The organism is Bradyrhizobium sp. GW821-FHT13H06 (genome assembly GCF_058803975.1).
This window is the reverse complement of record NZ_JBXAPN010000003.1, coordinates 1,042,752-1,067,801: the sequence shown is the minus strand read 5'-3', so window position 1 is coordinate 1,067,801 and position 25,050 is coordinate 1,042,752. Positions and strand designations below refer to the sequence as shown.

Annotated in this window: 27 protein-coding genes and 1 tRNA gene; 15 read left to right on the top strand and 13 right to left on the bottom strand. The window is 65.4% G+C overall.

Annotated elements, in window-relative coordinates; translation table 11 throughout:
* The first annotated feature begins 72 nt into the window (after positions 1-72).
* Genes AC1RQP_RS17410 through AC1RQP_RS17395 form a run of 4 tightly spaced genes read left to right on the top strand, consistent with a single transcriptional unit; the run spans position 73 to position 3,623 of the window.
* Positions 73-675, top strand: a complete 603-nt coding sequence (locus AC1RQP_RS17410; RefSeq protein WP_239620623.1) for a TRAP transporter small permease subunit — start codon at positions 73-75, stop codon at positions 673-675.
* Complete coding sequence (locus AC1RQP_RS17405; RefSeq protein ID WP_239620621.1) at positions 672-2,021, top strand: TRAP transporter large permease; 1,350 nt, start codon at positions 672-674, stop codon at positions 2,019-2,021. Before AC1RQP_RS17410 ends, AC1RQP_RS17405 begins: the two co-directional genes overlap by 4 nt.
* 31 nt (positions 2,022-2,052) lie before the next feature.
* Positions 2,053-3,453 (top strand): amidase, encoded by a 1,401-nt coding sequence (locus tag AC1RQP_RS17400; RefSeq protein ID WP_239620620.1) that lies wholly within the window; start codon positions 2,053-2,055, stop codon positions 3,451-3,453.
* Positions 3,450-3,623: a hypothetical protein gene (locus tag AC1RQP_RS17395; RefSeq protein WP_239620618.1), complete on the top strand. Its 174-nt coding sequence runs from the start codon at positions 3,450-3,452 to the stop codon at positions 3,621-3,623. Before AC1RQP_RS17400 ends, AC1RQP_RS17395 begins: the two co-directional genes overlap by 4 nt.
* Before the next feature lie 44 nt (positions 3,624-3,667).
* Here the strand turns inward: AC1RQP_RS17395 and AC1RQP_RS17390 are convergent, their stop codons facing one another.
* From AC1RQP_RS17390 to AC1RQP_RS17365, 6 genes are all read right to left on the bottom strand, one after another.
* A complete protein-coding gene (locus AC1RQP_RS17390) occupies positions 3,668-4,636 on the bottom strand; it encodes an ABC transporter ATP-binding protein (protein ID WP_239620612.1) in 969 nt (322 codons plus the stop codon).
* Positions 4,633-5,628, bottom strand: coding sequence for an ABC transporter ATP-binding protein (locus AC1RQP_RS17385; RefSeq protein ID WP_131868950.1), 996 nt, complete (start codon positions 5,626-5,628; stop codon positions 4,633-4,635). Before AC1RQP_RS17385 ends, AC1RQP_RS17390 begins: the two co-directional genes overlap by 4 nt.
* Positions 5,628-6,545 (bottom strand): ABC transporter permease, encoded by a 918-nt coding sequence (locus AC1RQP_RS17380; protein WP_239620611.1) that lies wholly within the window; start codon positions 6,543-6,545, stop codon positions 5,628-5,630. The genes AC1RQP_RS17385 and AC1RQP_RS17380 overlap by 1 nt, the downstream gene beginning before the upstream one ends.
* Complete coding sequence (locus AC1RQP_RS17375; RefSeq protein WP_239620609.1) at positions 6,511-7,470, bottom strand: ABC transporter permease; 960 nt, start codon at positions 7,468-7,470, stop codon at positions 6,511-6,513. Before AC1RQP_RS17375 ends, AC1RQP_RS17380 begins: the two co-directional genes overlap by 35 nt.
* 30 nt (positions 7,471-7,500) lie before the next feature.
* Positions 7,501-9,291 (bottom strand): peptide ABC transporter substrate-binding protein, encoded by a 1,791-nt coding sequence (locus AC1RQP_RS17370; protein WP_239620606.1) that lies wholly within the window; start codon positions 9,289-9,291, stop codon positions 7,501-7,503.
* A 259-nt stretch (positions 9,292-9,550) separates the two neighbouring features.
* Entirely contained in the window at positions 9,551-10,969 is a 1,419-nt protein-coding gene (locus tag AC1RQP_RS17365; RefSeq protein WP_492937832.1) for a M20 family metallopeptidase, read from the bottom strand.
* A gap of 279 nt (positions 10,970-11,248) precedes the next feature.
* On the opposite strand from AC1RQP_RS17365, the gene AC1RQP_RS17360 reads away from it, so the two are divergent.
* The 3 genes from AC1RQP_RS17360 to AC1RQP_RS17350 all read left to right on the top strand — a co-directional run bounded on the left by AC1RQP_RS17360 (position 11,249) and on the right by AC1RQP_RS17350 (position 13,620).
* Positions 11,249-12,220, top strand: a complete 972-nt coding sequence (locus AC1RQP_RS17360) for a S1C family serine protease (protein ID WP_239620599.1) — start codon at positions 11,249-11,251, stop codon at positions 12,218-12,220.
* 41 nt (positions 12,221-12,261) lie between these two features.
* The gene (locus tag AC1RQP_RS17355; protein ID WP_492937831.1) at positions 12,262-13,332 is read left to right on the top strand and encodes a carboxylesterase family protein; all 1,071 of its coding nucleotides are present in this window, start codon (positions 12,262-12,264) and stop codon (positions 13,330-13,332) included.
* An 81-nt stretch (positions 13,333-13,413) separates the two neighbouring features.
* The gene (locus AC1RQP_RS17350) at positions 13,414-13,620 is read left to right on the top strand and encodes a hypothetical protein (protein ID WP_018316294.1); all 207 of its coding nucleotides are present in this window, start codon (positions 13,414-13,416) and stop codon (positions 13,618-13,620) included.
* Positions 13,621-13,697: 77 nt separating this feature from the next.
* Here the strand turns inward: AC1RQP_RS17350 and AC1RQP_RS17345 are convergent, their stop codons facing one another.
* The 5 genes from AC1RQP_RS17345 to AC1RQP_RS17325 form a co-directional block, all read right to left on the bottom strand.
* Positions 13,698-14,360 carry a DsbA family protein gene (locus tag AC1RQP_RS17345; RefSeq protein ID WP_492937830.1) on the bottom strand — a complete coding sequence of 221 codons (663 nt, stop codon included), beginning with the start codon at positions 14,358-14,360 and terminating at the stop codon, positions 13,698-13,700.
* A gap of 86 nt (positions 14,361-14,446) precedes the next feature.
* The gene (locus AC1RQP_RS17340; protein WP_239620590.1) at positions 14,447-15,169 is read right to left on the bottom strand and encodes an LrgB family protein; all 723 of its coding nucleotides are present in this window, start codon (positions 15,167-15,169) and stop codon (positions 14,447-14,449) included.
* Positions 15,166-15,549: a CidA/LrgA family protein gene (locus AC1RQP_RS17335; protein WP_492937829.1), complete on the bottom strand. Its 384-nt coding sequence runs from the start codon at positions 15,547-15,549 to the stop codon at positions 15,166-15,168. The genes AC1RQP_RS17340 and AC1RQP_RS17335 overlap by 4 nt, the downstream gene beginning before the upstream one ends.
* Before the next feature lie 34 nt (positions 15,550-15,583).
* A complete protein-coding gene (locus tag AC1RQP_RS17330; protein ID WP_492937828.1) occupies positions 15,584-16,069 on the bottom strand; it encodes a PaaI family thioesterase in 486 nt (161 codons plus the stop codon).
* A gap of 3 nt (positions 16,070-16,072) precedes the next feature.
* On the bottom strand, positions 16,073-16,501 hold the full coding sequence (locus AC1RQP_RS17325) for an acyl-CoA thioesterase (RefSeq protein WP_492937827.1): 429 nt from the start codon (positions 16,499-16,501) through the stop codon (positions 16,073-16,075).
* A 106-nt stretch (positions 16,502-16,607) separates the two neighbouring features.
* Here AC1RQP_RS17325 and AC1RQP_RS17320 point away from each other — a divergent pair, with 106 nt between their 5' ends.
* Positions 16,608-17,156: a TetR/AcrR family transcriptional regulator gene (locus AC1RQP_RS17320; protein ID WP_492937826.1), complete on the top strand. Its 549-nt coding sequence runs from the start codon at positions 16,608-16,610 to the stop codon at positions 17,154-17,156.
* Between the two features lie 145 nt (positions 17,157-17,301).
* Here AC1RQP_RS17320 and AC1RQP_RS17315 read toward each other — a convergent pair whose 3' ends face one another.
* Positions 17,302-17,793 carry a hypothetical protein gene (locus AC1RQP_RS17315; protein ID WP_492937825.1) on the bottom strand — a complete coding sequence of 164 codons (492 nt, stop codon included), beginning with the start codon at positions 17,791-17,793 and terminating at the stop codon, positions 17,302-17,304.
* 200 nt (positions 17,794-17,993) lie between these two features.
* Here AC1RQP_RS17315 and AC1RQP_RS17310 point away from each other — a divergent pair, with 200 nt between their 5' ends.
* Both AC1RQP_RS17310 and AC1RQP_RS17305 read left to right on the top strand, forming a co-directional pair.
* Positions 17,994-18,296 carry a PsiF family protein gene (locus AC1RQP_RS17310; protein WP_239620581.1) on the top strand — a complete coding sequence of 101 codons (303 nt, stop codon included), beginning with the start codon at positions 17,994-17,996 and terminating at the stop codon, positions 18,294-18,296.
* Between the two features lie 99 nt (positions 18,297-18,395).
* The gene (locus AC1RQP_RS17305) at positions 18,396-19,481 is read left to right on the top strand and encodes an AbrB family transcriptional regulator (RefSeq protein ID WP_492937824.1); all 1,086 of its coding nucleotides are present in this window, start codon (positions 18,396-18,398) and stop codon (positions 19,479-19,481) included.
* Positions 19,482-19,484: 3 nt separating this feature from the next.
* Here the strand turns inward: AC1RQP_RS17305 and AC1RQP_RS17300 are convergent, their stop codons facing one another.
* A complete protein-coding gene (locus tag AC1RQP_RS17300; RefSeq protein ID WP_492937823.1) occupies positions 19,485-20,024 on the bottom strand; it encodes a disulfide bond formation protein B in 540 nt (179 codons plus the stop codon).
* Between the two features lie 155 nt (positions 20,025-20,179).
* Between AC1RQP_RS17300 and AC1RQP_RS17295 the strand changes: the two genes are divergently transcribed.
* From AC1RQP_RS17295 to AC1RQP_RS17275, 5 genes are all read left to right on the top strand, one after another.
* Positions 20,180-20,264, top strand: a tRNA-Leu gene (locus AC1RQP_RS17295).
* A 168-nt stretch (positions 20,265-20,432) separates the two neighbouring features.
* The gene (locus tag AC1RQP_RS17290) at positions 20,433-20,735 is read left to right on the top strand and encodes a hypothetical protein (RefSeq protein ID WP_239620570.1); all 303 of its coding nucleotides are present in this window, start codon (positions 20,433-20,435) and stop codon (positions 20,733-20,735) included.
* A 729-nt stretch (positions 20,736-21,464) separates the two neighbouring features.
* Positions 21,465-21,698, top strand: a complete 234-nt coding sequence (locus AC1RQP_RS17285) for a hypothetical protein (RefSeq protein WP_492937822.1) — start codon at positions 21,465-21,467, stop codon at positions 21,696-21,698.
* A gap of 687 nt (positions 21,699-22,385) precedes the next feature.
* On the top strand, positions 22,386-23,069 hold the full coding sequence (locus AC1RQP_RS17280; protein ID WP_492937821.1) for a response regulator: 684 nt from the start codon (positions 22,386-22,388) through the stop codon (positions 23,067-23,069).
* Complete coding sequence (locus AC1RQP_RS17275) at positions 23,066-25,003, top strand: sensor histidine kinase (RefSeq protein WP_492937820.1); 1,938 nt, start codon at positions 23,066-23,068, stop codon at positions 25,001-25,003. The genes AC1RQP_RS17280 and AC1RQP_RS17275 overlap by 4 nt, the downstream gene beginning before the upstream one ends.
* Positions 25,004-25,050 lie beyond the last annotated feature (47 nt).

Below are 25,050 nucleotides of genomic sequence, written 5' to 3'. Positions count from 1 at the left end.
GCGCATTGAAGCGCCGCCCGCGAGTTGGGAGGGGGACATCCGGATGTACTGCTCGCAGCGAGTTCAGCTCGCATGACGAAATTCCTGTTCTTCATCGACGAGCTCAGCACGTGGGTCGGCAAGGCGTTCGCCTGGCTGATTCTCGTCCTTACACTGGGTGTCAGCTACGAGGTATTCGTGCGCTACGTGCTGCGTGCGCCGACCACCTGGGCTTTCGACATCAGTTACATCACCTATGGCGCGATGTTCCTGATGGCCGGCGCGTATACGCTCTCGCGCAACGGCCATGTGCGTGCCGACGTGGTCTACCGCCTCTGGTCGCCGCGCACCCAGGCGACGATGGACCTCGTCCTGTATATCCTGTTCTTCCTGCCGGCGATCGCCGCGCTGATGTATTCGGGCTGGAACTACGCCCAGATGTCGGTCCGCTTCCGCGAAGTCAGCATCTTCAGTCCGGCCGGCGTGCCGGTGTTTCCGCTGAAGGCGCTGATCCCTCTCACCGGTTTCCTTCTGTTTCTGCAAGGGGTCGCTGAGATCATTCGCTGTGTGCTGTGCATCCGCACCGGCCGATGGCCGCAACGCCTGCACGACGTGGAAGAGACCGAGAGCCTCGTCATCCGCGAACATCAGCAGCACGCGGCTGAGCCGCAGAGCGGGAAGGGACCAGACGCATGACCGATCCTCAACTCGGCATGCTGATGCTGGGCCTCTTCATCTTCATCATCATGCTCGGCTTCCCGATCGCGTTCACGCTGATGGCGATGGGTGTCTCGTTCGGCTACTATGCCTACTATACCCCCGGTCAGGACTTCTTCCAGAACCGTATCTTCACGCTTCTGGTGCAGAAGACGTTCGAGGTCACATCCAGCGATGTGCTGGTTGCGGTTCCGCTGTTCCTGTTCATGGGCTATCTGATCGAGCGCGCAAACATTCTCGACCGCCTGTTCTACTCGCTGCAATTGTCGATGAAGAACGTGCCGGGCGCGCTGGCGGTGGCAACGCTGATCACCTGCGCGATGTTCGCGACCGCGACCGGCATCGTCGGCGCGGTTGTCACGCTGATGGGCCTGCTGGCCTTGCCGGCGATGCTGCGCGCCGGTTACGACGTCAAGCTGTCGGCAGGCGTCGTCTGCGCCGGCGGCTGCCTCGGCATCCTGATTCCGCCGAGCATTCTGCTGATCGTCTATGCGGCAACCGCCGGCGTTTCGGCGGTCAAGCTTTATGCGGCCGCTTTCTTTCCGGGGTTCCTGCTGGCCGGACTCTACGTCCTCTATGCGATGGCGCGCGCGATCATCAATCCCGCGCTGGCGCCGAAGCTGCCGCCCGAGCAGACCAACGTGCCGCTCAGCACGGTAATCTGGGCGCTCGCCACATCGTTCCTGCCGCTGGCGCTGCTGATCGTCTCGGTGCTCGGCGCGATCCTGCTCGGCCTGGCGACGCCGTCCGAGGCGGCCGCGGTGGGCGCCCTCATGAGCATCGTTCTGGCCGCCGCCTATCGTTCGCTCAACTTCACGATGATGCGCGAATCGGTCTATCTGACCGTGCGTGCCACCGCGATGGTCTGTTACCTGTTCATCGGGTCGTGGACGTTCTCCGCGGTGTTTGCGGTCCTCGGCGGACAGACTGTGGTCGAGCAGTTCTTCGCCGCGCTGAACCTGTCGCCGATCGGCTTCCTGCTGTTGACCCAGGTGATCATCTTCCTGCTCGGCTGGCCGCTGGAATGGACCGAGATCATCATCATCTTCGTGCCGATCTTCCTGCCGCTGCTGCCCCAATACGGCATCGATCCGATCTTCTTCGGCATCCTGGTGGCACTGAATACGCAGACGGCGTTCAACACGCCGCCGGTCGCGATGGCGGCCTTCTATCTGAAGGGCGTGGCGCCACCTCAGGTGAAGCTGACCGACATCTTCTCCGGCGCGCTTCCCTTCGTCGGCCTGGTCTTCCTCACCATGGCACTGGTCTACATCTTCCCGGGGATCGCATTGTGGTTGCCCACCTATCTCTATGGATCGCGATGAGCGGGACCGGCAAGCCGCCGAAAGGTTCCGCATGAGTCTCAGCGCGCTCGGCCTCATGGAGGCTGCGGCCGGCATCCGCGACGGCCGGCTCAGTTCGGAAGAGCTCGTCGGCGACTGCCTCAAGCGCATCGACGAGGTCGATCGCGATATCCAGGCGTGGGCATTTCTTGATCGCGACCACGCGATGCGGCAGGCCGAGGCTGCTGACGATCATCGTAAGCACGGCAAGGCTATCGGCCCGCTGCATGGCGTGCCCGTGGGCGTCAAGGATATATTCGACACCGGCGACATGCCGACGGCATTCGGATCGGAGTTGTGGGCCGGACGCACGCCGCGGCGCGATGCGGCGGCCGTGGCGCGGCTGCGGGCGGCCGGCGCCGTGATCCTCGGCAAGACGGTGACCACCGAGTACGCGTACTACAATCCGGGCAAGACCCGAAATCCGCACAACCCGGATCACACGCCCGGCGGATCGTCCTCCGGCTCCGCCGCGGCCGTCGCGGCGCTGATGGTGCCAGGTGCTGTCGGCTCGCAGACCAACGGCTCGGTGATCCGTCCTGCCGCCTTCTGCGGCGTGGTCGGTTTCAAGCCCTCGCATGGCCTCATTCCGCGCAGCGGCGCACTCGAATTGTCGCGCACACTCGATCATGTCGGCGTGTTCGGGCGCAACGTGGAGGACGCGGCCCTGCTGGCCGAGGTCATGGTCGACTTCGACCGGGAGGATTTGGACACGCGGCCTGTTGCGCGCCCGCCATTGTCTGCGGTAGCGGCGAGCGAGCCGCCATTGCCGCCGCGATTTGCCTTCGTGCGCTCTCCGGTCTGGGATCAGGCCGAGCCAGTGACCCGTGAGGCCTTTGCTGAGCTCGTCGAGGCTTTGGGCGAGGCGTGCAGCGAAGTCGAGCTTGGGTCGAGCTTCGATACAGCCGTCGATATGCACCGTGTCATCATGGAAGTTGATATGGCGCACAATCTGCGGCGCGACTACCAGCGAGGCGGCGACAAGCTGAGCACGCCTCTACGCCAGGCGATCGAGCGCGGCCGCGCCCATCTCGCGGTGGATTATTGCAGCGCTCTGGCCGGGATTGCGCCGCTCAACCAGGCTCTGGACCACATTTTCGACGAATACGACGCCGTCCTGACGCCTGCGGCGCCGGGTGCGGCGCCCGGCATTGAAACGACCGGCAACCCGGTTTTCTGCACGCTCTGGACCTATCTCGGCGTACCCGCCATCAGCCTGCCATTGATGCGTTCGGAAGCCGGCCTTCCGCTGGGCGTCCAGCTCGTCGGCCGCCGCGGCAACGATGCCCGCCTCTTGCGTACGGCGCGCTGGCTCGTCAAGACTATCGGGCGCACACGTGGCAGCGCTCGGCGCAACGTCCCAAACGCCGGGACGAACTCGGCTCCCCGCGCGGAGAAAAGGAACGTGCGATGACCAATCTGATCACCGGACTCATCGGCCTCGCGCTCATGATGACATTTCTTGGGTTTCTGGTGGTTTGGATCAAGGCCATTCCGCTCATCGTCATTGTGGTTGGCGTGGTGATCCTGGCGGTGGTCGATTTCGTCCAGTCACTGCGGACGACGAACGGCACGCTTCGCTGAGCACCGGCGCAAAACCGTCCTCGCAAGGCCGTCGCGCTGCACCATCACGCCAGGTGGCATGCCACGAGGTGACCGTTCGCCCCCTCCTTCAGCACCGGCGCGCTCTCCGCGCAACGCGGCTGGGCGATCGGGCAGCGGGTGTGGAAGTGACAGCCCGACGGCGGCTTCATCGGGCTCGGCACGTCGCCCTTGAGGCGGATGCGCTCGCGCTTCAGCTTGGGATCGGGCACCGGCACCGCCGACAACAGCGCCCTGGTGTAGGGATGCTGCGGATTGCGGTAGAGATCGCTCGCCTTCGCCAGCTCCACGATGCGTCCGAGATACATCACTGCGACGCGATCGGAGATGTGCTCGACCACCGAGAGATCGTGCGCGACGAACAGATAGGTGAGGTTCAACTCGGCCTGAAGATCTTCCAGGAGGTTGATCACCTGGGCCTGGATCGACACGTCGAGCGCGGAGACCGGCTCGTCGCAGACGATCAGCTTCGGCTCGACCGCGAGCGCGCGCGCGATCACGATGCGCTGGCGCTGCCCGCCGGAGAACTCGTGCGGATAGCGCCGCATGTGCTCGGCCTTGAGCCCGACCTTGACCAGCAGGCTCGCGACGCGCTCCTCGCGCTCCTTGGCGGAGGTCGCGAGATTATGGATCGTGAAGGCCTCGCCGAGGATGGCGCCGACCGTCATGCGCGGATTGAGCGAAGCGAACGGGTCCTGGAACACCAGCTGCATGTTCCGCCGCATCGCGCGCAGATCGTTGCCGCCGAGCTTGCGCACATCCTGGCCGTCGAAGGTGACCTCGCCGTCGGTCGGCTCGATCAGGCGCAGCACGCAACGCCCCGTCGTCGACTTGCCGCAACCGGATTCGCCGACGAGACCGAGCGTCTCGCCGCGATTGACCGAGAACGACACGCCGTCGACGGCGTAGACGGTGCCGACCTGGCGCGACAGCAGGCCGCCGAGCACGGGGAAGTGTTTCTTCAGGCCGCTGACGCGCAGCAACGGTTCGCTCATGCCGCGCCTCCCAGGCTGGTATCGCCCAAGTGACAGGCCATGCGATGGCCGGGCGCGACCTCGCGCAGCAGCGGCTCCTTCTCGGTGCAGACGTTCATCGCGAACTTGCAGCGCGGGGCAAAGCGGCAGCCGACCGGCGGATTGATCAGGATCGGTACCGAGCCGCCGATCGCCTCCAGCCGCGTCTTGTGCTCGCTGTCGAGGTCGATGCGCGGGATCGAGCGGATCAACCCTTGCGTATAGGGATGGCGGGGATCGCCGAAGAGTTCGTCGACGGCCGCCTCCTCCACCACCTTGCCGGCATACATCACGACGACGCGCTGCGCCGTCTCGGCGACGACGCCCATGGCATGGGTGATCAACATCACCGCCATGCCGAAGCGTTCCTTCATGTCCTGCAGGAGGTCGAGGATCTGCGCCTGGATGGTGACGTCGAGCGCGGTGGTCGGCTCGTCGGCGATGATCAGCTTCGGCTTGCAGGCGAGCGCCATCGCGATCATCACGCGCTGGCGCATGCCGCCGGAGAACTGGTGCGGATAATTGTGCACGCGACCTTCGGCATTGGGGATCTGCACCAGCTTCAGCATCTCGATGGTGCGTTCCAGGGCCTGCTTTCTCGTCACCGCCTCGTGGCGGCGCAGGCTCTCGGCGATCTGCTCGCCGATGGTGAGCACCGGATTGAGCGAGGTCATCGGCTCCTGGAAGATGAAGCCGATCTCCTTGGCGCGGATCTCGTCGAGCTGATTGCTGGTCAGCGGCACGAGATCGCGCCCCTCGAAAATGATCTGGCCCGCCGCGATCCGGCCCGGCGGCATCGCGATCAGCTTCAGGATCGACATCGCGGTGACGGTCTTGCCGCAGCCGGACTCGCCGACGACGCAGAGCGTCTCCCCCCTGTTGATGGAGATGTCGACGCCGTCGACGGCCTGGAGGATACCGTCGTCGGTGGAAAAGTGGGTTTTCAGGCCCTTGATCTCGAGCAGCGGCGCCATCAGATCACCCGTCGCGCATCGAGCGCATCACGCAGGCCGTCGCCGATGAAGTTGATGGCGACCACCGCGATGAAGATCGCGCCGCCCGGAAACAGCGCCCAGTGCGGGCCGATATCGAGGAAATCCTTGGCATCGTACAGCAGTCGGCCCCAGGTCGGGGTATCAGGCGGAAAGCCGAGGCCGAGGAAGGAGAGCGTCGATTCCGCGATGATGGCGGCCGCAACGTCGATGGTGCCGGCGATGATCACCGGACCGAGCGCATTTGGCAGGATGTGCTTGACCACCTGCCGCAGCGGACTTGCACCGAGCGCACGTGCAGCCTCCACGAATTCCTTTTCGCGGATCGACAGGAACTGCGCGCGCACCAGGCGCGCGACCGGCATCCAGCGGAGCCCCCCGATCACCAGCACGATCAGGATGAAGATGCCGCCCTCGGGGCCGAACACCTGCTTCAGCCCGTCGCGGAAGAGATAGATCAGCAGCAAGAGCAGCGGCAGCTGCGGCAGCGACAGGAACAGATCCGTGAGCCACATCAGGCCATGGCCGAGTGCGCCGCGCGACATGCCGGCCAGCGCGCCGATCAGCACGCCGATAAAGACCGAGACCAGCATCGCGGCAAGGCCGACGGCGAGCGAGATGCGCCCGCCATAGATCATGCGGGCGAGGATATCCTGCCCGAGATCGTCGGTGCCGAACGGATGGGCCGGCGACGGCCCCTGCATACCCGCCACAATGTCGATCTCGTCGATCTTGACCCGCCAGACGAACGGACCGAACACCACCGCCAGGACAAGAACCAGGAGCAGGAACGCGCTGACGACGGCAAGCTTGTGGCGGCTGTAGCGCCGCCACGTCTCGCGCCAGGGCGAGTAGACCCGCCGCTCAGCGGAGGGAGATGCGAGGGTCAAGCCAGCCATAAAGGACGTCCGCGATGAGATTGAACAGCACGACCAGGCACGCGAAGACGAAGGTGACGGCCATCACCACCGGCGTGTCGTTGGAAAGGATGGAGGAGATCAGCAGCGAGCCGATGCCGGGAATGCGGAAGATCTGCTCGGTGACGATGGCGCCGCCGAACACCGCGGGCATCTGCAACGCGATCAGCGTCACGACCGGGATCATGGCGTTGCGCATCACGTGCTTGACGATGACCGTGGCCTGGCCAAGCCCCTTGGCACGCGCCGTGGTGACGTAGTCGAGCCGGATCACGTCGAGCATCGCCGAACGGACGAAGCGTGTCATCGACGCCGCCTGGAACAGGCCGAGCACCGCCACCGGCATGATCGCCTGCCTGATCATCTCCAGCACCCAGCGGATACCGGTCGCCTTGATGTCGGTGGTATAGACGAACGGCAGCCAGTCCAGCGTGATCGAGAAGATCAGGATGAACAGAATGCCGGTGAAGAAGGTCGGAAGCGAGAAACCGACGAAGGCGAGCGTGTTCGCGACCTGATCGAACAGCGAATAGGGCTTCGTCGCGGCGTAGACGCCGACGGGAATCGCGATCAAGAGCGCCAGGATCTGCGCCGAGCCGATCACGTAGAGCGTGGCCGGCAGGCGCTGGAGGATCAACTGGTCGACGTCCATCCGGCTGACGAAGGAGAAGCCCCAGTCGCCGTGCAGCATGGCGTTGAGCCAGTGCAGGTAACGAAGGTAGATCGGATCGTCGAGGCCGAACTTGGCCCGAAGCGCGGCCTGCACTTCGGGTGGCACGTTCGGGTTGGTCGCCAGTTCAGAGAACGGATCGCCGGGGGCGAGCGCAAGCACGACGAACAGCACGACCGAGATTCCGAGCAGGCTCGGAATCGCGATCAGGAGACGACGCAGGACGTATTGACTCATGAGGGAAAGCCCCCGTCTAGCGCTGGGGGATCATTCCTCGCGGTACCAGTCGAACAGGTTGTCGGTTTCGTTGGCCCAACCCGAGATCACCGGACGCAGGTTGTTCGCGGCCGCCTCCACCTTGAGACGATGCATCACGGGGATGAACACCGTGTCTTGCCACATCAGATCGTTAGCCTTGATATAGAGCGCCGCGCGCTTGACCGGATCCATCTCCATATCGGCAGCGTTGATCATCGCGTCATAGTCCTTGTTGACCCAGCGCGGGAAGTTCGTGCCCTGCCACTTGTTCTCCTTGGTCGCGACGCTGGTGGACAGGTAGCGGCGCATGTGCTGCGACGGATCCGGTTGGCTGAGCGGGATCTGGAACATCTCGATGTCGGCGTAGAACTTCGGATAGGTGTCGGGGTTGGCGACGTCGGAGGAGAAAAACACCGAAGCTACCACCGACTTCAGCTCGACCTCAATGCCGGCCTTCTGGCAGGCCTGCTTGACGATGGCCTGGGTCTTCTGGCGCGGACCATTGATGGAGGTCTGGTACAGGATCTTCAGCTTCTTGCCGTCCTTCTCGCGGATGCCGTCGGCACCGGGCTTCCAGCCGGCGTCGTCGAGCATCTTGGCGGCCTTCTCGATGTTGAATTCCCAGCTCGTGTTCTTGGAGACGAACTTTTCAGGGCCGTTGAGGAAGTTCGCCGTGGTGCGGCCGGCGCGGCCGTAGATCGCCTTCTTGACGGACTCGCGATCGACCAGCAGCGACAGCGCCTTGCGCACGACGGGATCCGAGAACAGCGGATGCTTGGTCTTCATCGACGAACGTTCGCCATCGACCTCGACGTTCGGATCGGTGAAATTGAGCGCGATGAACTCGGTATCGCCGCCGACGGCATAGACGGTCTTGCCCTTGCCGCCCTTTTCCAGGCGCAGCAGCACGTCGTCCTCGACCTGGATATTCCAGCCGAAATCATACTCGCCGGTCTGGATCACGGCGCGTGCCGCCGAGACGGCGTCACCGCCGCCCTTCATCTCGAGCGTATCGAAATAGGGCCGGTTGGCCATGTGATAGTCGGAATTGATCACGCCGCGGATGAGATCGCCCGGCTTGAACTCGACGAACTTGTAGGGCCCGGTCCCGACAGGCGCGAGGTTGGTCGGAGCCTCCCGCGATTTGGAGCCGATGAAATCGGCAAAGAGATGCTTCGGCAGGATTTGCCCGGTCGCACCGACGAAGGCGTCGGCCCAAAATGGCGTCGGTTTCGGGAAGGTAATCTTGACCGTGAGATCGTCGATCTTCTCGACAGTGAGGTCGCGATAGGTTGCGATGGTCACGGCTGCAGTGGCCGGATCCTTGATGTACTGCCACGTGAACACGAGATCATCGGCCGAGAACGGCTTGCCGTCGTGCCACTTCACGCCGGGCTTCAGCTTCCACGTCACCGACTTGCCGTCGGCGGCCAGCAGGCCGTTCTGGGTCGAGGGAATTTCGGACGCCAGCACCAGCTTCATGTTGCCGTCCGGATCCCAGCAGGCGAGCGGTTCGTAGAACAGGCGCGAGCCGTCCTGGTCCTTGGTGCCGGTGGCGAAATGCGGATTGAGCAAGGTCGGGCCCTGCCACCACAGCAGCTTCAGCGCACCGCCGCCGCCGCGTTTGGTCGGCTTGTAGGTGGAGGCGCCCTGGGCCATGGCGACACCGCCGAGCGCGAGGATCTGGTTGGCCAGCGGTGCGGTCAGGCCAACGGCGGCCATGCGCTGGATGAAGGCGCGGCGATCCATCCGCCCGTCCTTCACCTGGCCGATCATCGAACGCAGTTCTTTATCCAGCATGGTTGTCCCCCGTCTGGTTCCGACATGGATGCAGGCGGCCGCAAGAGGCGACCGCCGGGTTTGGCTGGCGGTAGATGGCACACCGAATGGGGTGCACGTCAACTGGGACCGTGTGTATGCAAACGGTCTTCTGGCTGTCCGTTGGGCAAAATCGCGTTCCGCAGCCCATCCGTTCGGCAATCCAGCATCAAAACGTGCTGGATTGCGCGCTGCACTGCGGAAAATTTGTTCGCCACATCCGACGAAGTATCGAGGTGAATTACCCGACGGACATGTCGAGCGGCGGCGCGACGTGATCCGGCAGCGGACAGATGTAAGGTGTCTTGGCCGTCCGCTTTTGAAGGTCCGCCTTGGCGGCCTTGATCAGCTCCGGTTCCGTCAGCGCCTTGATCCCGAGACCGGCCATCGCCTTGGCCGCCTGCACCATGGCCTTGTGGGCATGTGAACTCTTGCCCTGCGCGACCACCTGCCAGGTGTGGAAGGGCGTGCCGATCGCAACCGTGGGTGCGTGCACCTGCACGGTCGGCACCACCCAGCTCACGTCGCCGACATCGGTCGAACCGACCAGCGGGTTGCGCTTGGCATCGAGCGGCACCAGGAAGTCGGCCAGCGGCCGGTCGGTCGGCTCCATGCCGATCGCATAATAGACCGACGAGATGTCCTTGTCGCTCAGCGTCGCACGGATCTGGCTGGCAAAGCTCTTGTCCGCGTCGTCGAAATGCGGCGGTCCGAGTTCTTCCATCAGCTGGTGCAGCGCCTGCTCCAGCGGCGCGTTCGGCAGGATGTTGGAGACCGCGGAGATGATCTTCATCTCGACTTTGGTCTCGGTCATCAACGCGGCGCCCTGCGCGATCTTGGAGACGCGCTCGACCAGCTCGTTCATGCCGGGAAGGTCACGGGCGCGAATCGAATAGCGCACGCGCGCATGCGCCTGCACCACGTTCGGCGCGATGCCGCCGGTGTCGAGCAAAGCGTAGTGCACGCGGGCATCGCTCGGCATGTGCTCGCGCATGTAGTTCACGCCGACATTCATCAATTCCACCGCATCGAGCGCCGAACGGCCGAGATGCGGCGAGGCGGCCGCATGCGAGGTACGGCCGGTGAAGATGAAATCCGCGCGCGTGTTGGCGAGCGACGGCGTCACCGCGACTTCCCAGAAACTGTGCGGATGCCAGGTGATGGCGATGTCGGCGTCTTCGAACGCGCCGGAGCGCACCATGAAGGCCTTTGCCGCGCCGCCTTCTTCCGCAGGGCAGCCGTAATAGCGCACGCGGCCCGGCACCTTGTTCTCGGCCAGCCAGTCCTTCACCGCGGTCGCGGCGAGCAGCGCGGCGGAACCGAGCAGATTGTGACCGCAACCATGGCCATGGCCGCCGGTCTCGACCGGGCGATGCTCGGCGACACCCGCCTCCTGGCTGAGGCCCGGCAGCGCGTCGTATTCACCCATGAAGGCGATGACCGGACCACCCTCGCCCCACTCGCCCGTCACCGCGGTCGGGATGCCGGCGACGTTCTCGGTGATCCGGAATCCCTGATGGCGCAGCTCGGCGAGATGCTCGGCGGCGGACCGCGCCTCGGTGTAGCAGACCTCAGGCATGCCCCAGACCCTGTCGCTGAGGTCGATGAAACGTGTCTTGATCGTATCGATGCCACGCCAGATGTCGCTGCGGTTGTCCATGCTTGTCGTCCGTGATCCCAAGGTCAAACGAAGCGGCAATGGTTAGCAGCTTCGCCATGCGACGCCTAGCATTCCGCCGGACAGCAGCCATGCGGCCCGTGCCGGATCGCACGGACGCCCAATCCACGAGGGATCTTTCGCGCCTTTCGAAGATTTCACGCGGCGTTCTCCGGAATAGTTGGCGACGAGGCTTTCAAGACGGCCTGCCCCGGCCTAAATTATGCTTGCTCGTCGTTCCGCTAGCCATACCGGAGCGATGCTCTCAGCCAGGAGAACTCCATGCCCGCTCTGACCGAATGGAGAGTGCCGCCGGCCAACCAGCCGCGGGCGAGCGATTACGGCTTCGACCTCGACCGCGCGCTCGCATCCATCGTCGGCTTGCACGCCATCGTCCCGCCGGACGCCTTCAGCGCCGAGACGCTGGGCACCGAACGCGCCGGCAACGGCGTCGTGATCGACGACGGGCTGGTGCTCACGATAGGTTATCTCATCACTGAGGCAGAGACGGTCTGGCTGCACCGCGCCGACGGACGCGTGGTGGAGGGTCATGCGCTCGGCTTCGATTCCGAGACCGGGTTCGGGCTGGTGCAGGCGCTCGGCCAGCTCGACGTCGCGCCGCTGCCGCTCGGCTCGTCGGCGGCAACCCGGATCGGCGATCGCGTCGTGGTCGGCGGCGCCGGCGGGCGCACGCGCTCGGTCGCAAGCCAAATCGTGGCCAAGCAGGAATTCGCCGGCTACTGGGAGTATCTGCTCGATGAGGCCATCTTCACCTGTCCCGCACATCCGAACTGGGGCGGCACGGCCCTTCTCAACGAACGCGGCGAGTTGATCGGCATCGGCTCGCTCCAGCTCGAGCGGGAACGTGACGGCAAGGCCGAGCACGTCAATATGATCGTGCCGATCGACCTCTTGAAACCGATCCTCGAGGACTTGCGCAAATTCGGCCGCGTCAACAGGCCGGCGCGGCCCTGGCTCGGACTCTTCTCGACCGAGATCGACAACCGCGTGGTGGTGATCGGGATCTCCACCAACGGCCCGGCCGCCCGGGCCGAGCTCAAGACCGGCGATGTCATCCTCGCTGTGGACGGCGAGAAGGTCGCGAGCCAGAGCGCCTTCTACAGGAAGATGTGGACGCTCGGCGCTGCCGGCGTCGACGTGCCGCTCACAGTGCATCATGAAGGCGTCACCTTCGACGTCACTGTGACGTCGACCGATCGCTTCAAGCTCCTGAAGGCGCCGAAGCTGCACTGACCCCAAGGACTGATCCCAAAGGCTTGAGGAAGAAGCGGGCGATGACCGAAGCTGTGGTGGACGACATCGTTGCCGTGCTGCCACCGTTGCTCAATGCGCTGGAAGCACTCGGCTTCTTCCAGCGGCATTTGCACCCGCCGGCCTTCGCCGCGGTGATGAACGCAATCGGCACACCTGACGAGGCGCTGCAGGCGGCACGAGCGGCGATCGGCGACTGGCCTGAACGGTTCGCCGGCTTGCGTGAACGGCTCGATCGCGCCTGCGACGAGGCCCTCGCCGCCTTTGCCGGGATCCGCGAGGTCCAGCGAGGCAATGGCGATCTCGTCGCGGTCTTCCGGGCCCTGCGCCATGTCCCCCGCGCGCAGGAGGCGCTCTATCCGCTGGCGGTGCAGTTCCCGCCCGTGAGCAGCTTCTTTCTCAACGCCGCCAATCGCGAGAATCACGATCTGCTGTCGCGACTTGAAGCCGGCGCGGGCGAGCACACCGGCATCTTCCACGATCACAATGAGCCCGGCAGCCGTGGCGGCTTCTCAGCCTATGTGCCCGAATACTACGTGCCCGGCCGGCCAATGCCGCTGGTGATGGCGCTGCATGGCGGCAGCGGCAACGGGCGCGGCTTTCTGTGGAGCTGGCTGCGCGACGCGCGCAGTCTCGGCGCGGTCCTGGTGGCGCCGACCGCGACCGGCCCGACCTGGGCTCTGATGGGCGACGACACCGACACGCCGAACCTCATGCGCATCCTCGAGACGGTGCGCGGCCGCTGGAGCATCGACGCCTCGCGCATGCTTCTGACCGGCATGAGCGACGGCGGCACCTTCTGCTACATCACCGGGCTCGACGGCGCCTCGCCGTTCACTCATCTCGCGCCTGTTGCGGCGACCTTTCATCCGCTGATGGCGGAAATGGCGGACGCGACGCGCCTACAGGGCCTGCCGGTCTTCATCACTCACGGCAAGCTCGACTGGATGTTTCCAGTGCAGACCGCACGGCAGACGCAGGCGGCGCTCTCCACCGCCGGCGCCAATGTCACCTACCGCGAAATCGACGACCTCAGCCACACCTATCCGCGCGAGATCAATGCGGAATTGCTGCAGTGGCTGAATGGAGGATGAACGACCTCTCCTTAGATGCGCCGCATGGCCGGGGAACCATCACTCCGGGCCGACGTTATCGCCCGTCACCGGAGGTTCGCCATGCAGACTTTTTTCGGAATGATCCTGGGCGCATTGCTGCTTGCAGGCGGCGTCTACGTCTATGATTCCATGCAGACGTCGTCGGTCGCCAATGGCGAGGTCGCGACCACCAATCGCACCATCGTGAACTGGGATGTCGCCAAGGCCGATTGGGACGCACTGCGCGACCGCGCGCACAAGGACTGGGTCCGGATCTCGTCGAAGTAATATCGCCCGACATGAATGAGGCGCCGTCGCGATCTCCGCGGCGGCGCCTTTGTGTCGGCTACGATCAAAGATGCGCGTCAGTTCATCTTGGCCTTGCGGGCATCGGCGATGACCTGCTCGAACTCGGCCATGCTGAGCACGCCGGGCACGCGGTATTTGCCGACGATGAATGACGGCGTACCACTGAAACCGAAAGCTTCAGCCTGCTCGTTGTTGCGCTTGAGGATGGCGTCGATGTCCTTGGCGTGGCCGGTGAGATCGCGCTTCAACCGGTCCATGTCGACGCCGGCGGCCGCGAGCAGCTCGTTGATGCGCGGCTCGGTCAGGCGCGAGCTGACGCCCATCATGGCGTCATGGGCCTGATGGTACTTGTCCTGGAATTTCGCCGCCAGCGCAGTCCGCGCCGCCGTGACCGACACCGGTCCGAGGATCGGCCAGTCCTTCATCACCAGCCGCACCTTGCCATCGTCCTGGACGACCTGGCGCAGCTCGGGTTCGAGCTTGCGGCAATACGGGCAATTGTAGTCGGACCATTCGACGATCGTGATGTTGCCGGCGGGATTGCCTGCGACGGGTGTGTCGGGATCGCGCAGCACCTTGGCTTCGGTCAGCACCTCGTCCTCACCGGTCGCCGCGCGCGCAAGGTTGATCCCGCTCGCTGCGACGGCGCCCGCTCCGATCAACGTCAGCGCCGCACGCCGGGTCGGCATCAGACGGCCCTTGTTCCCAAATTCGGTCATATCTTGTCCCGTTTCGGCCCCATCACCGCAAATACGGCTCAGGACCAGGAAATGTTACGGACATATAGAGCCTCGCGGCAGCGATGTCATCGCACCAGCAGTGTGACTGCCAGCGGGACCAGGAACGAGGTCACCAAGGCGTTCAGGCTCATGGCGATGCCGGAAAAGACGCCGGCAATCTCGTCGACCTGGAACGCGCGCGCGGTGCCGATGCCGTGCGCGGCAAGGCCGGCGGCGAAGCCGCGAGCCCGATAATCGGTGACGCCGGTGCGGTTCATCAGCGGGGTCACGATGATGGCGCCCATGATGCCGGTGAGGATGACCGCGACGGCCGCCAGCGAAGGATCGGCATGCAGGGATTCGGCGATACCCATGGCGACGCCGGCGGTGACTGATTTCGGCGCCAGCGACAGCACCACGTCACGCGGCAGGCCGGCGAGTTCGGCCAGCAGCACGACCGACACCACCGCGGTGACCGAGCCCGCGACCAGCGCCACCAGCATCGGAACGATCGATGAGACGACGCGCTTGCGATTCTCGTAGAGCGGCACCGCGAGCGCGACGGTCGCCGGCCCCAGCAGGAAGTGCACGAACTGCGCGCCGGCGAAGTAGGTCGTGTAGGAGGTGCCGGTCAACAGCAGGAACGCGCCGATGATCCACATCGCGTGCAGCACGGGATTGGCCAGCGGATGACGCCGGGTCGCCAGCGAGACCGCGTCCGTGGTCGCATAGACCAGCAGCGTCACGGTGAGCCAGAGCAGCGGCGATTGCGAGAGATAGACCCATAGCGAGAACGGATTGTCCTTCATCGCGCGTCCTGTTGCTTCAACAGGCGGCTGACGAGGCGAAAGGTCAGCACGGTCGCGAGCAGCGTGATGACCACGGACAGCGCGAGCACGAGAATGATGGCGATGCCGTGAGACGCGAGCAGATCGAGCTCCTGCACGACGCCAACGCCGGCCGGCACGAATAGTAACGAGAGATGGGCCAGCAGGCCCTTGCTCGCCGTCTCGACACCGTCATTGCGCAGCGGCCCGCGCGCGAGCAGCGCAAAGCGGTCGCGGACGAGCAGCAGGATCAGAAGCAGCAGCAGACCGAGCACGGGTCCCGGCAACGGCAGGCCGAGCCCACGCACGACGGCTTCGCCGATCAATTGGCAGAGCAGGATGAGGCCGAGACTTGCAAGCATGACGATCGCATCAAGGGATGCGGTGGCACGCTTGTCAATCGCCGCCATGCGCAGACGTGGGCGGCACGTCCGCGGCCACTATGCGGGGCAGCATCGCCATCAAGGTCCCGGTCATGGTCGCGATCAGCGTGGTCTTACCGTCATGCTCGGCAAATGCCTTGGCCTCGCAGAAGGTCAGCGTGCGGCCAGGCTTGACGACTTCGGCCCTGAAGACGAAGCGGTCGCCCCGGGCCGGCGCAAGCAGCGTGGTCTTGAACTCGACGGTGAGGATGTCGGCTTCGCGCGGCATCAGGGTGAAGGCGGCGACGCCGCAGGCATTGTCCAGGCCTGCCGTGATGATACCGGCGTGCACGAAGCCGTTCTGCTGCGTAAAGGCGGATGCATACGGCATCGCCAGTTCGACCTGACCCGGCGCCAGAGAGACGATCGATATGCCCAGCGTGCGCATCGCCGGCTGAGCGGCGAACATCGCGGTCGCGGCCGTGCGGTACTCGGGGTTTCTCGGCTCGAACGTGGCCATCGCTCAGGCCTCCGCCGGCTCGGAAAGGTGCGTCACGGCGATCCCCCGGATCGCATCGGCGAATGGTGCGGACTTCCGCAATTGACGGTCCATGTGCACGCCGGTGATCTCGCACGTCGCTGCGAGTTCGCCGGTCTCCGCATTCGTCATGTCGTGCCGGAAGCGGATCGACCTGTCGCGAAGCTCAAGCAGATGGCTGCGGATCTCGACGATGTCGCCGGCCAGCAGCTCGCGCCGGTAGGCGATGTTCTGCTGCACGGCGGCCATGCCGCGGCCGGAGCTGCGCAGATAGCTGGGCGTCAAGCCCAGGCGGGCGAACAGATTCCAGTTGGCCTCGTCGAACTTGCCGACATACCACATGATGTTCATGTGCCCGACGTGATCGCATTGCCACGGATAGACCGTGCCGCGATAGGTCGCCTCCTGCTCCATCGCACTTCCTCCCGCAATTTCGTCTTTGATCTTGATACGGTAGCGTATCAAACTCGAGTCGCGTTAGCAATACGGTACCGTATCAAGAGCCGGTGGGGTTTCCTTCATGAGTGACGGCAAGGGCGATGTCTGGGTCGAGGCAGGCTTTGCCGAGCTCGCCCGCGCGGGGGTCGAGGGCGTGCGGGTCGAGGTGCTCGCGAAGAATCTTGGCGTCACCAAGGGCGGCTTCTACCGCCGCTTTACCGACCGCGCCGCGCTGCTCGATGCCATGCTGGAAGGCTGGCGCGAGGGGCGCGTCGCCGCAATCGCGCAGCAGACAAGTCTCGACGGGCAAGAACCCCGCGAACGCCTGAAGGCTCTGATCCAGCTCTATTCCGAGCGGCTCAATCCGGAAGGAATGGCGATCGAGCTCGCGATCCGGCAATGGGCCCGCTCGGACGAGAACGCCGCGGCGGCGGTAGCGAGCGTCGACGCGGCGCGGCTCAAGCACGTCAGCGAACTCTATCGCGCGACCGGCCTTGCGGCCGAGGCGGCCGACGCGCAGGCGTTCCTGTTCTACTGCTTCATCTTCGGCCAGAGCCTGCTGTTCGTCGAGGGCGGCCCGCGCAAGCGGTCGCAGCTCGTGACGAACTCGGCCGAGAAGCTGCTCGGCTAGAGCCTTCCCGTTCCGATGGAATCGGAACGCGCTCCAGTCCTTGTCTTGACGCGTTTTCTTGACGCAAACCGGCGTCCACTTCGCTCGAAAACGCTCCAGGCGAAATGGCCGGAGCGCTGCTCCGGCCATCGTCTCGATTCGAAGCTCAGGCGGCGCCCTTCAGCTTCTTGGTGCATTCGCTGTAATAGCCGCCGCCCTTCTGGATCCACTTCAAGCCGCCATTGCCGTTGGTGGCCTTGTTGGCATTGTACTGGTCGACGCAGGTGTGCAGCCGCGCCTTGCCGGGAGTCTCCTTGGCATATTTCGGATCGACCGCGTTCGGATAGACCGCGGGTCCGGCCGGCAGGGCCGGCGCGGCGGCGGGCGCCGCCTCCTTCGCCGCCTGCTTCGGCTCGGCAGGAGCGGCGGGCGCAGCCGGAGCAGCTGCGGCCGGTGCAGCGGCGGGCTTCGCATCGGCACCGCACTGGGCCTTGCGGAAGTCATTCCACTTCATGGTCCCGAGCGAGCCGTCCTTCTTGGCGGCCTGATATTTCGCGCTGCACTCCTGCGCGGTCAGTGCCTGCGCCGGCGCGCTCGCCAGCAATGCCGCGACACCGGACGCCGCAATCGCGCACAACAATCTTGTCTGAATGATCATCCCTGGGTCTCCTGCTTGGTCTTCCCCGACGGAAGTGAAACGAGGATTGCTATCCTAGCGTGTCGGCCGCTTGCGACAAGGATGCGATGGCTATCGCCGCCAAAATATAGTGATCCCATCGCTCAGCTCATTCATGTCGCGTTCAGCAATGCAGGCCGACGTTCCAGCCCTTCGTCATTCTCCCAAGCAGAGTGCAACACATGACCTTCACGTCTCGCCTCGCCGCCGTCGCCCTCGCCTCCCTGCTCGTCACCGGCACCGCCTTTGCACAGACCGCAGCGCCGGCAGCCAAGACCGAAACCAAGACCGATGCCGCCGCCACCGCCGACAAGATGGCGCCGAAGGAGCGTTCGGCCGAGTCGCTCGAATGCTCCAAGCAGGCGGACGCCAAGGGATTGAAAGGCAAGGAGCGCAAGAAGTTTCGCCGTGAGTGCAAGAAGGAAGCGAGGGCCGGCACCGCCGCTCCCGCCGCGCCCACCGCCCCCGCCGCAGACAAGAAGTAAGTCCGTCACGATCCTCCGCGAGCATCGGCGAGAGGCGCGCGCATTGCGGCATGACGAGCCTGCAATTGTGCGCCTCCCGCCAATTTGCGATAAGGTGGTGTGAAGCAGATCACCGCCTCCCTGACGTTCGAATGGCCGAGCCGTGCCAGCATATTGAGCACGGTGGAGACGCTCGTCATCGGCACCGCCGGCGGTCTCGTGTTTCTCGTCGCGAACCTTCCCGGCGGACTGATCTCGGGCTCGATGATCGCGGTCGGGATCGCCGCGATCGCTGGCCGCCAGCTGACGCTGCCGCCGATCCTGACCCAGACCGTGCTGGTGCTGCTCGGCATCTCGCTGGGCTCGGTCGTCTCGCGCCATTTGCTTCAGCAGGTCGGCGCCTATCCCCTCACCATCGGGCTGCTCGCGCTCGCCACCTTCTGCTCGACGTTCGGCTCGAGCTATTACCTCCAGCGCATCCATGGCTGGGACCGCACCTCGGCTTTCCTGGCCGGCAGTCCCGGCGCGCTGTCGCAGATCACCATCCTGGCGGTCGAGCGCGGCGCCGACCTGCCGGGCATCGCGGTGGTGCAGACCATGCGCGTCATCATCCTGACCGCCGCGCTGCCGATGGTGCTGGCGATTGCAGGCGTGGCGTCCTCTGCTGCGCCGTCGCTGACGACGACGATCGCCTCGCCGCTCGACCTCCTCGAGCTGGCCGCGGCCTCGCTGACCGCAGCGCTCGTCTTGCGGCTGATCAAGTTTCCGGCGAGCTGGATGTTCGGCGCGATGATCGCCTCCAGCGTGCTGCACGGCGCCGGATGGGTCGAGGGCGGCCTGCCGGACTGGGTCCGCGGCGTGGCGCTGGTCGGTATCGGTGCACTGATCGGCAGCCGCTTCGCGCGGATGCGGATCAAGACGCTCGCCGGCCACCTCAGCGCGGCACTGGGCTCGTTTGCCGTGGCCATCGCCGTCTCCGCCATCTTCGTCGGGATCGTGGCGCTGACCACGCAGGTGAAATTCTCCGACGTCGTCGTCGCCTTCGCGCCGGGCGCGATGGATGCGATGCTGGCCCTGGCGCTGACATTGCACATCGACCCGATCTTCGTCGGCGCCCACCACTTGTCGCGTTTCGTCTTCGTGACGATCGCGACGCCGGGCATCGTGCACCTGTTCGGGCGCACGCAGGACGATGTGGATGATTAGGCCTTAGCGCTTCGTCGTCCGCACGAATCCCCACGCGGCGATCGCGGCCATCAGCACCGAGATCAGCACGTTGTAGCCGGCGAGCGACAGGCCGAGGAAGCGCCACTGCACCTCGTCGCAGCGCACCACCTTGACCGTGTCGAGCTTCGACAGCAGATCAGCAGCGCTGCCGAGATTGACGACGGGCCCGGAGCAATCGGTCGGCCCCTTCCAGAAACCCCATTCGACGCCGGAATGATAGGTGCCGAGGCCGGCATTGGCGAGCGTCGCCAGCGCGAGGATCGCGAGACCCGCCAGCAGCAGCGGCCGCGGCGCGCCGCTCCTCGCCGCCAGCGCCGTGAGCGCACCGAGCGGAATCGCGAGGTAATAGGCGTAGCGCTGCTCCAGGCAGAGCGGACAGGGCAGGATCTCCAGCACGAGCTGGAAGAACCAGGCGCCGGCGATCGTGACTGCGGCGATCAGCGTGACCAGCAGCGAGGCGGTCAGCGCGGGGCCCGCACTGGCCTGCTTGAACGCTGGTATGGCGGCACTCTGGGTCGTCACGGCAGCCTCTTTCCGGTGGTCGCACCCTCAAGCCTCTAGCTCCGGCCCGTGCGGCTGTCGAGAACGGCCGGGATCACTTTGGCGCGGGTTGACCCCGTCTTGTCCATGGCTATAGTCCGCCGGCTTCGCGACGCCCCCCTTAGGGCCGACCGGGGGCCCCTGTGGCGGAACTGGTAGACGCGCTCGACTCAAAATCGAGTTCCGCAAGGAGTGCTGGTTCGATTCCGGCCAGGGGCACCACGCTTCGCCCTTCGGGCTACGCGTGGCGCGGCCATGCGAAGCCCGAAGGGTGAAGCGTGTCCGGCGAAGCCTCTTGGCGAAGACGGACTGGCGACAATCCCTTCCTAGCCATCTTCCCATGCCCCCTGTATAAACCGGTAGCTTCTTCCGTCACTCGAAGGAGCTCACATGAACGACCTGCACGCGTGGCTTTCGCAGCAACACCACGGCTTGCGGACCTTCCAGACCTTTCAGCAAAAGCTCGAGACGCTCGGCCGGGACGATCCCGCCCAGCGCGGACTATGCCGCCTGTTGAGCGGCCTCGTCGGCGGCTATGTCGACGCCTTCGACGAGGCTCCGCTGCCGGTCGACGTCGCCGATCGCGCTTACCGACGTCTGCTGACGCTGGTCGGCAGCCTCGATCCGCACGGAAACGCCGACCGCCGCCTCGCCGACATCAACCGCGTGGCGACCTGCGACTTGTGGCGGTGACTGGCAGGACGAGCTGGCACAGATCAACTTTCAAACAACGGGACACGCCAGTACAGCCTCGCGACGCATGGCGCCCGAGCCTTGCTTCTCTCGACGCCCCTTCGTTGGAAAGGGCGCAGGGAAGGCCGGGCGCCGGCTGGCACCCGCGGTCCGCTGTGCGCAAATTGCGCGAAGACAGATGCACAGCGGCATACAGGGCAGCCTGGACATCCCGGCCTTTCCCTGCGCAGTGGTTTGACGGCTTATGGCGCGCTCTCCCCGGGGAGCGATGCACTATTGCCCCCGTCGCCTTGCGGATGACCGATGCGCGGACCCGGTCGGACCGCCACGTTGCCGCAAGCCTTGACGCACAGACCCCGGGCGTCAGGACCACACGCTTTTGCCGTACGCTGGAATCGCACCGGTCGTGTGCGCGCCGCGCAACCGCTCACGGGCCAAGCCCGCCCTGCGATCGCCCAGCGCGCCGATGCGCTCCGCGCCCACCGCCACCCGGCCCGCGTATCGTGACGATCGCGAAACGCCCCTATCCTTGGGCCGGGGTGCAGCACATCTACGATATTTCCGAATTTCGGTCAATAAGAATTTTTGCGTCACGAAGCGGCGAGCCACCTGCTGTTCGTGCATCGAACTATCGATAGGGAGTAGATGCCGTGCCGCCGCGAGGCATTCGACTTCTCACGGCCGCTCCCTATATCCTCTCGCAAACGATGGATGCAGCGGACAGCTTTGATGGCCAGGCGACGCACGACGGACAGGGACGCCGACGACCTTCCCCGCTATTTCGTCTGGGTGCGGGGCCTGGAAGGCCCCGAGCCGCAAAAATGGATGGCGATGGATTTCGGCATCGGCGACTGGAAGCGGCCGCTCGTGCTGGCCTATCTGGAACTGCCGGAGGACGAACGGCCTCTATCCTTGTCGGTGCTGGCCCGGCGCTATCCGCCGCCGCGGGTCGATCTTTCGTAGCCGGGCTAGGGTGTGTACTCATAAGCGTCGGCTCCGCAAGTCAAGGCGGAAGTCACCTGCCTGAGCTGATCGGCGGCTGGTGACTCTTAGCGGAAATTAACGTCGTGCAGTGAAGATGCCGAACATGCAACCCGAATGGCTTCGCCAGCTGCCCTATTTGGTTCACACCAACAGAGAACTCGGCCTAATGCTGAGGGGCACAAAGCCCCTCGCATATTTCATGGATATCGTTGGTGATGAGCCAGACATCTGTATTCGATATTGGCGGCTGTTCGATAGGCATGTTGCTGTAGGCCGACTAATAAGACACGAAGTGATTGAACCATGCCCTGGACTGCCGCAGCTCAAATACCGGAGGCTATTCTACGCCTTAGCGGGCCACGAGTGGCGGGTTGATGCAATGCTTACGCTTCTGAGCGAGCCTGGAGCTTGGTCCGACAACCGCGAAAGGCGCTTTGGCGAGTTGCTTGGCTACGAGGAGTGGCAGAATGACTATTGGCTAACCCACCGCCGTTCGCTTGCGGACGCTTAGTCTGCTCTTGGCCCCGCGCCGGCTTAGTAGTAGGGCAGAGCATGTCCGCTCGGGACCGTGTCATCCCCGCCCCCATGATTATGGGTGTCGCGGCATCCGCGCTGCGGTTAAACTTGCTTCGCGGCGCAGGGGACACGCGGTGCGGGACGATGATCATGACCGAACAGGGCGAGACGGGTGAAGCCATCACCATCCTCCTCGTCGAGGACGACGCGCCGACCTGCTGGCGGCTCCAGGATGCGCTGGTCAAGGCCGGTTACGAGGTGCGAAGCGCCGGTACGCTCGCGGAGGCGCGGCAGGCCCTGAGCGTCGGCGCGCCGCGCGTGCTGCTGACCGACCTGCGGCTGCCCGACGGCCACGGCGTCGAGCTGATCCGCGAGACCCGGCGGCGCTTTCCGGACACCGAGATCATGGTGATCTCCGCGCTCGGCGACGAGGAGAGCGTGATCTCCGCGATCACGGTCGGCGCCACCGGCTATCTGCTCAAGGACGCCTTCCCCACCGACATCGCCACCACCGTGCGCGACCTGGTCGCCGGCCATTCGCCGATCTCGGCCTCGATCGCCCGTTTCATCGTGCGCAGAACACAGGGGGCCGCACAGAATTCGGCGGAGCCGCCGCCCGGGCCCGCGCTCAACACGGCCAGGCTGACCCCGCGCGAGATCGACATCCTCTGGGGCATCGCGAAGGGCTTCAGCTATGCCGAGATCGCGAGCCATCTCGGCCTGTCCAGGCAGACCGTGCCCGGCCACATCAAGAATATCTATCGCAAGCTCGAAGTGCACACGCGCAGCGAAGCGGTGTTCGAGGCGGTGCAGCAGGGCCTGATCAAGCTGTGAGCGAGCTCGCGGCCAAGGCACCTATGAAGGCACCGGCCACACCCGCGCGGCGCCGGCTGCTGGCCTCGCGCCTCGTGCCCTATCTGCTGTTCCAGGCGCTGATCGTGATCGCCACCATTCTCGGCTTGCGGCTGCTCCAGCCGAGCGACCCCGAGGATTTTGCGCTCGGCGGATTCGCGCTGCGGGAGGACGGCGGCACGCGCCCCGTGACGCTGCCGCATTTCACCTCGTCGCGCTACTCCCTGGCCGACCCGCCGTTCTACACCGGCGCCTTCACCTTCCGCAGCGGCGATGCGGCCTCGGGCTGGTCGGTGTTCCTGCCGCGCTTCAGCAACGCGGTCGAGGTCGCCGTCAACGGCGTCGTCGTGCTCGACTCCCGGCGCGATGCCAACGCCAACCGGCCCGACCGCAACACGCCGCAGATCGCACTCATCCCCGCTTCGCTGCTGCGCGAGGGCGGAAACGAGATCACGGTGCGGCTGTTCGTGTGGGGACCGCTCAAGGGCTTCCTCGACACCGTCTATGTCGGGCCGGATGCCGCCTTGCGCCCAGCCTACGAGACACGCACGCTGCTGTTCGTCACGCTGCCGGTGGTGTTCTCCGCCTGGCAGGCGATCCTGGCCGTCATCCTCGCGATCATGTGGCTGATGCGGCGCCGCGAGCCGGTCTATGGCGTGCTGGCGGTGGCGATGGTGCTCGGCGTGGTGCAGGCGTTCGCGCAGGCGCCGGTGCCGCCGGCCACCGCATCCCGGCTCGCCGCGGTGCTGCTGGCGTCCGCGCCGATCGAGAGTGCGCTGGTCGTCGTGTTCGGCGTGCTGTTCTTCGGCTGGCGCTGGCCGCGCTACGGCACGCTGCTGTTCGTGCCCGGCGTCGTCGTGTTCGTGGTCGGGCTGATCGGGGGGCCGCCGCTGCCGCGCATCCTCTTCCTGGTGCTCGGCATTCCCACCGTCGGCCTCTGCCTGTTCCTGATGGCCTGCGTCGCGGCTGCCGCGGTGGTACGACGGCAGGACGCGGCGAGCTTCATGATCGGCTGCGCTGTGACCATCGTGCTGGTCTGCTGGATCCAGGACATGCTCACGGTGCTCGAGATCGAGACCAACGTTCGCATCTTCGTCTCGCGCCTGTCCTATTCGGCGATGCTGGTCGCGATCGGCGCCGGGCTGACCTGGCGCTTTGCCCGCGCGTTGAACCAGGTCGACAGCTTTGCCGGGCAGCTCGTGACGCGCGTGCGTGAGGCCGAGGAACGGCTGAAGGCGAGCTTCGCCCGCGAGGAGGAGCGCGCCCGCGCCGCCGCGCTCGCCAACGAGCGCACGCGCCTGATGCGGGACCTGCATGACGGCCTCGGCGGGCAGCTCGTGAGCATCGTCGCATTGTCCGAGCGCGGCAGTGAGGGCGCGACCATCACGGACGCCGCCCGAGCGGCGCTGAAGGATCTGCGCCTCGTCATCGATTCCATGGACGACATCGGCGGCGACCTGATGCTCGCGCTCGGCTCCTGGCGCGAGCGCGCCACGGCACAATTGCGGCCGCACGACATCGCGCTCGACTGGCGCGTGGCGACGCCGCAGGGCCTGCCGCTGCATCCCGAGCTGAGGCCATGGCACGTCATCCAGATCGTGCGCATCCTCGACGAAGCGGTGACCAACGCGGTCAAGCACGCACAGGCCCGCCACGTCGCGGTCACCATCGAGACGCATGACGGAAGCCAGGGGCCTTACGGCGTGATCAGCGTCACGGATGACGGCCGGGGCTTTGCGATGGCCGGCGATTGCGAGGCCGCAGGCGCGGGCCAGACCGCGCGCGGCCTGCGCAACATGAGAAGCCGTGCCGCGCGCTGCGGCGCGGTGCTCGACCTGAGCTCGGATGCCTCCGGCACGCGCGTGCGGCTGCAATTGCCGCAGCGTTTTCCCGACAGCGACATGGCTGCGGGCTGAAAAGCCCCCTCTCCGGACGTGTGGGGCGCACGGAGAGAGGGGACGGG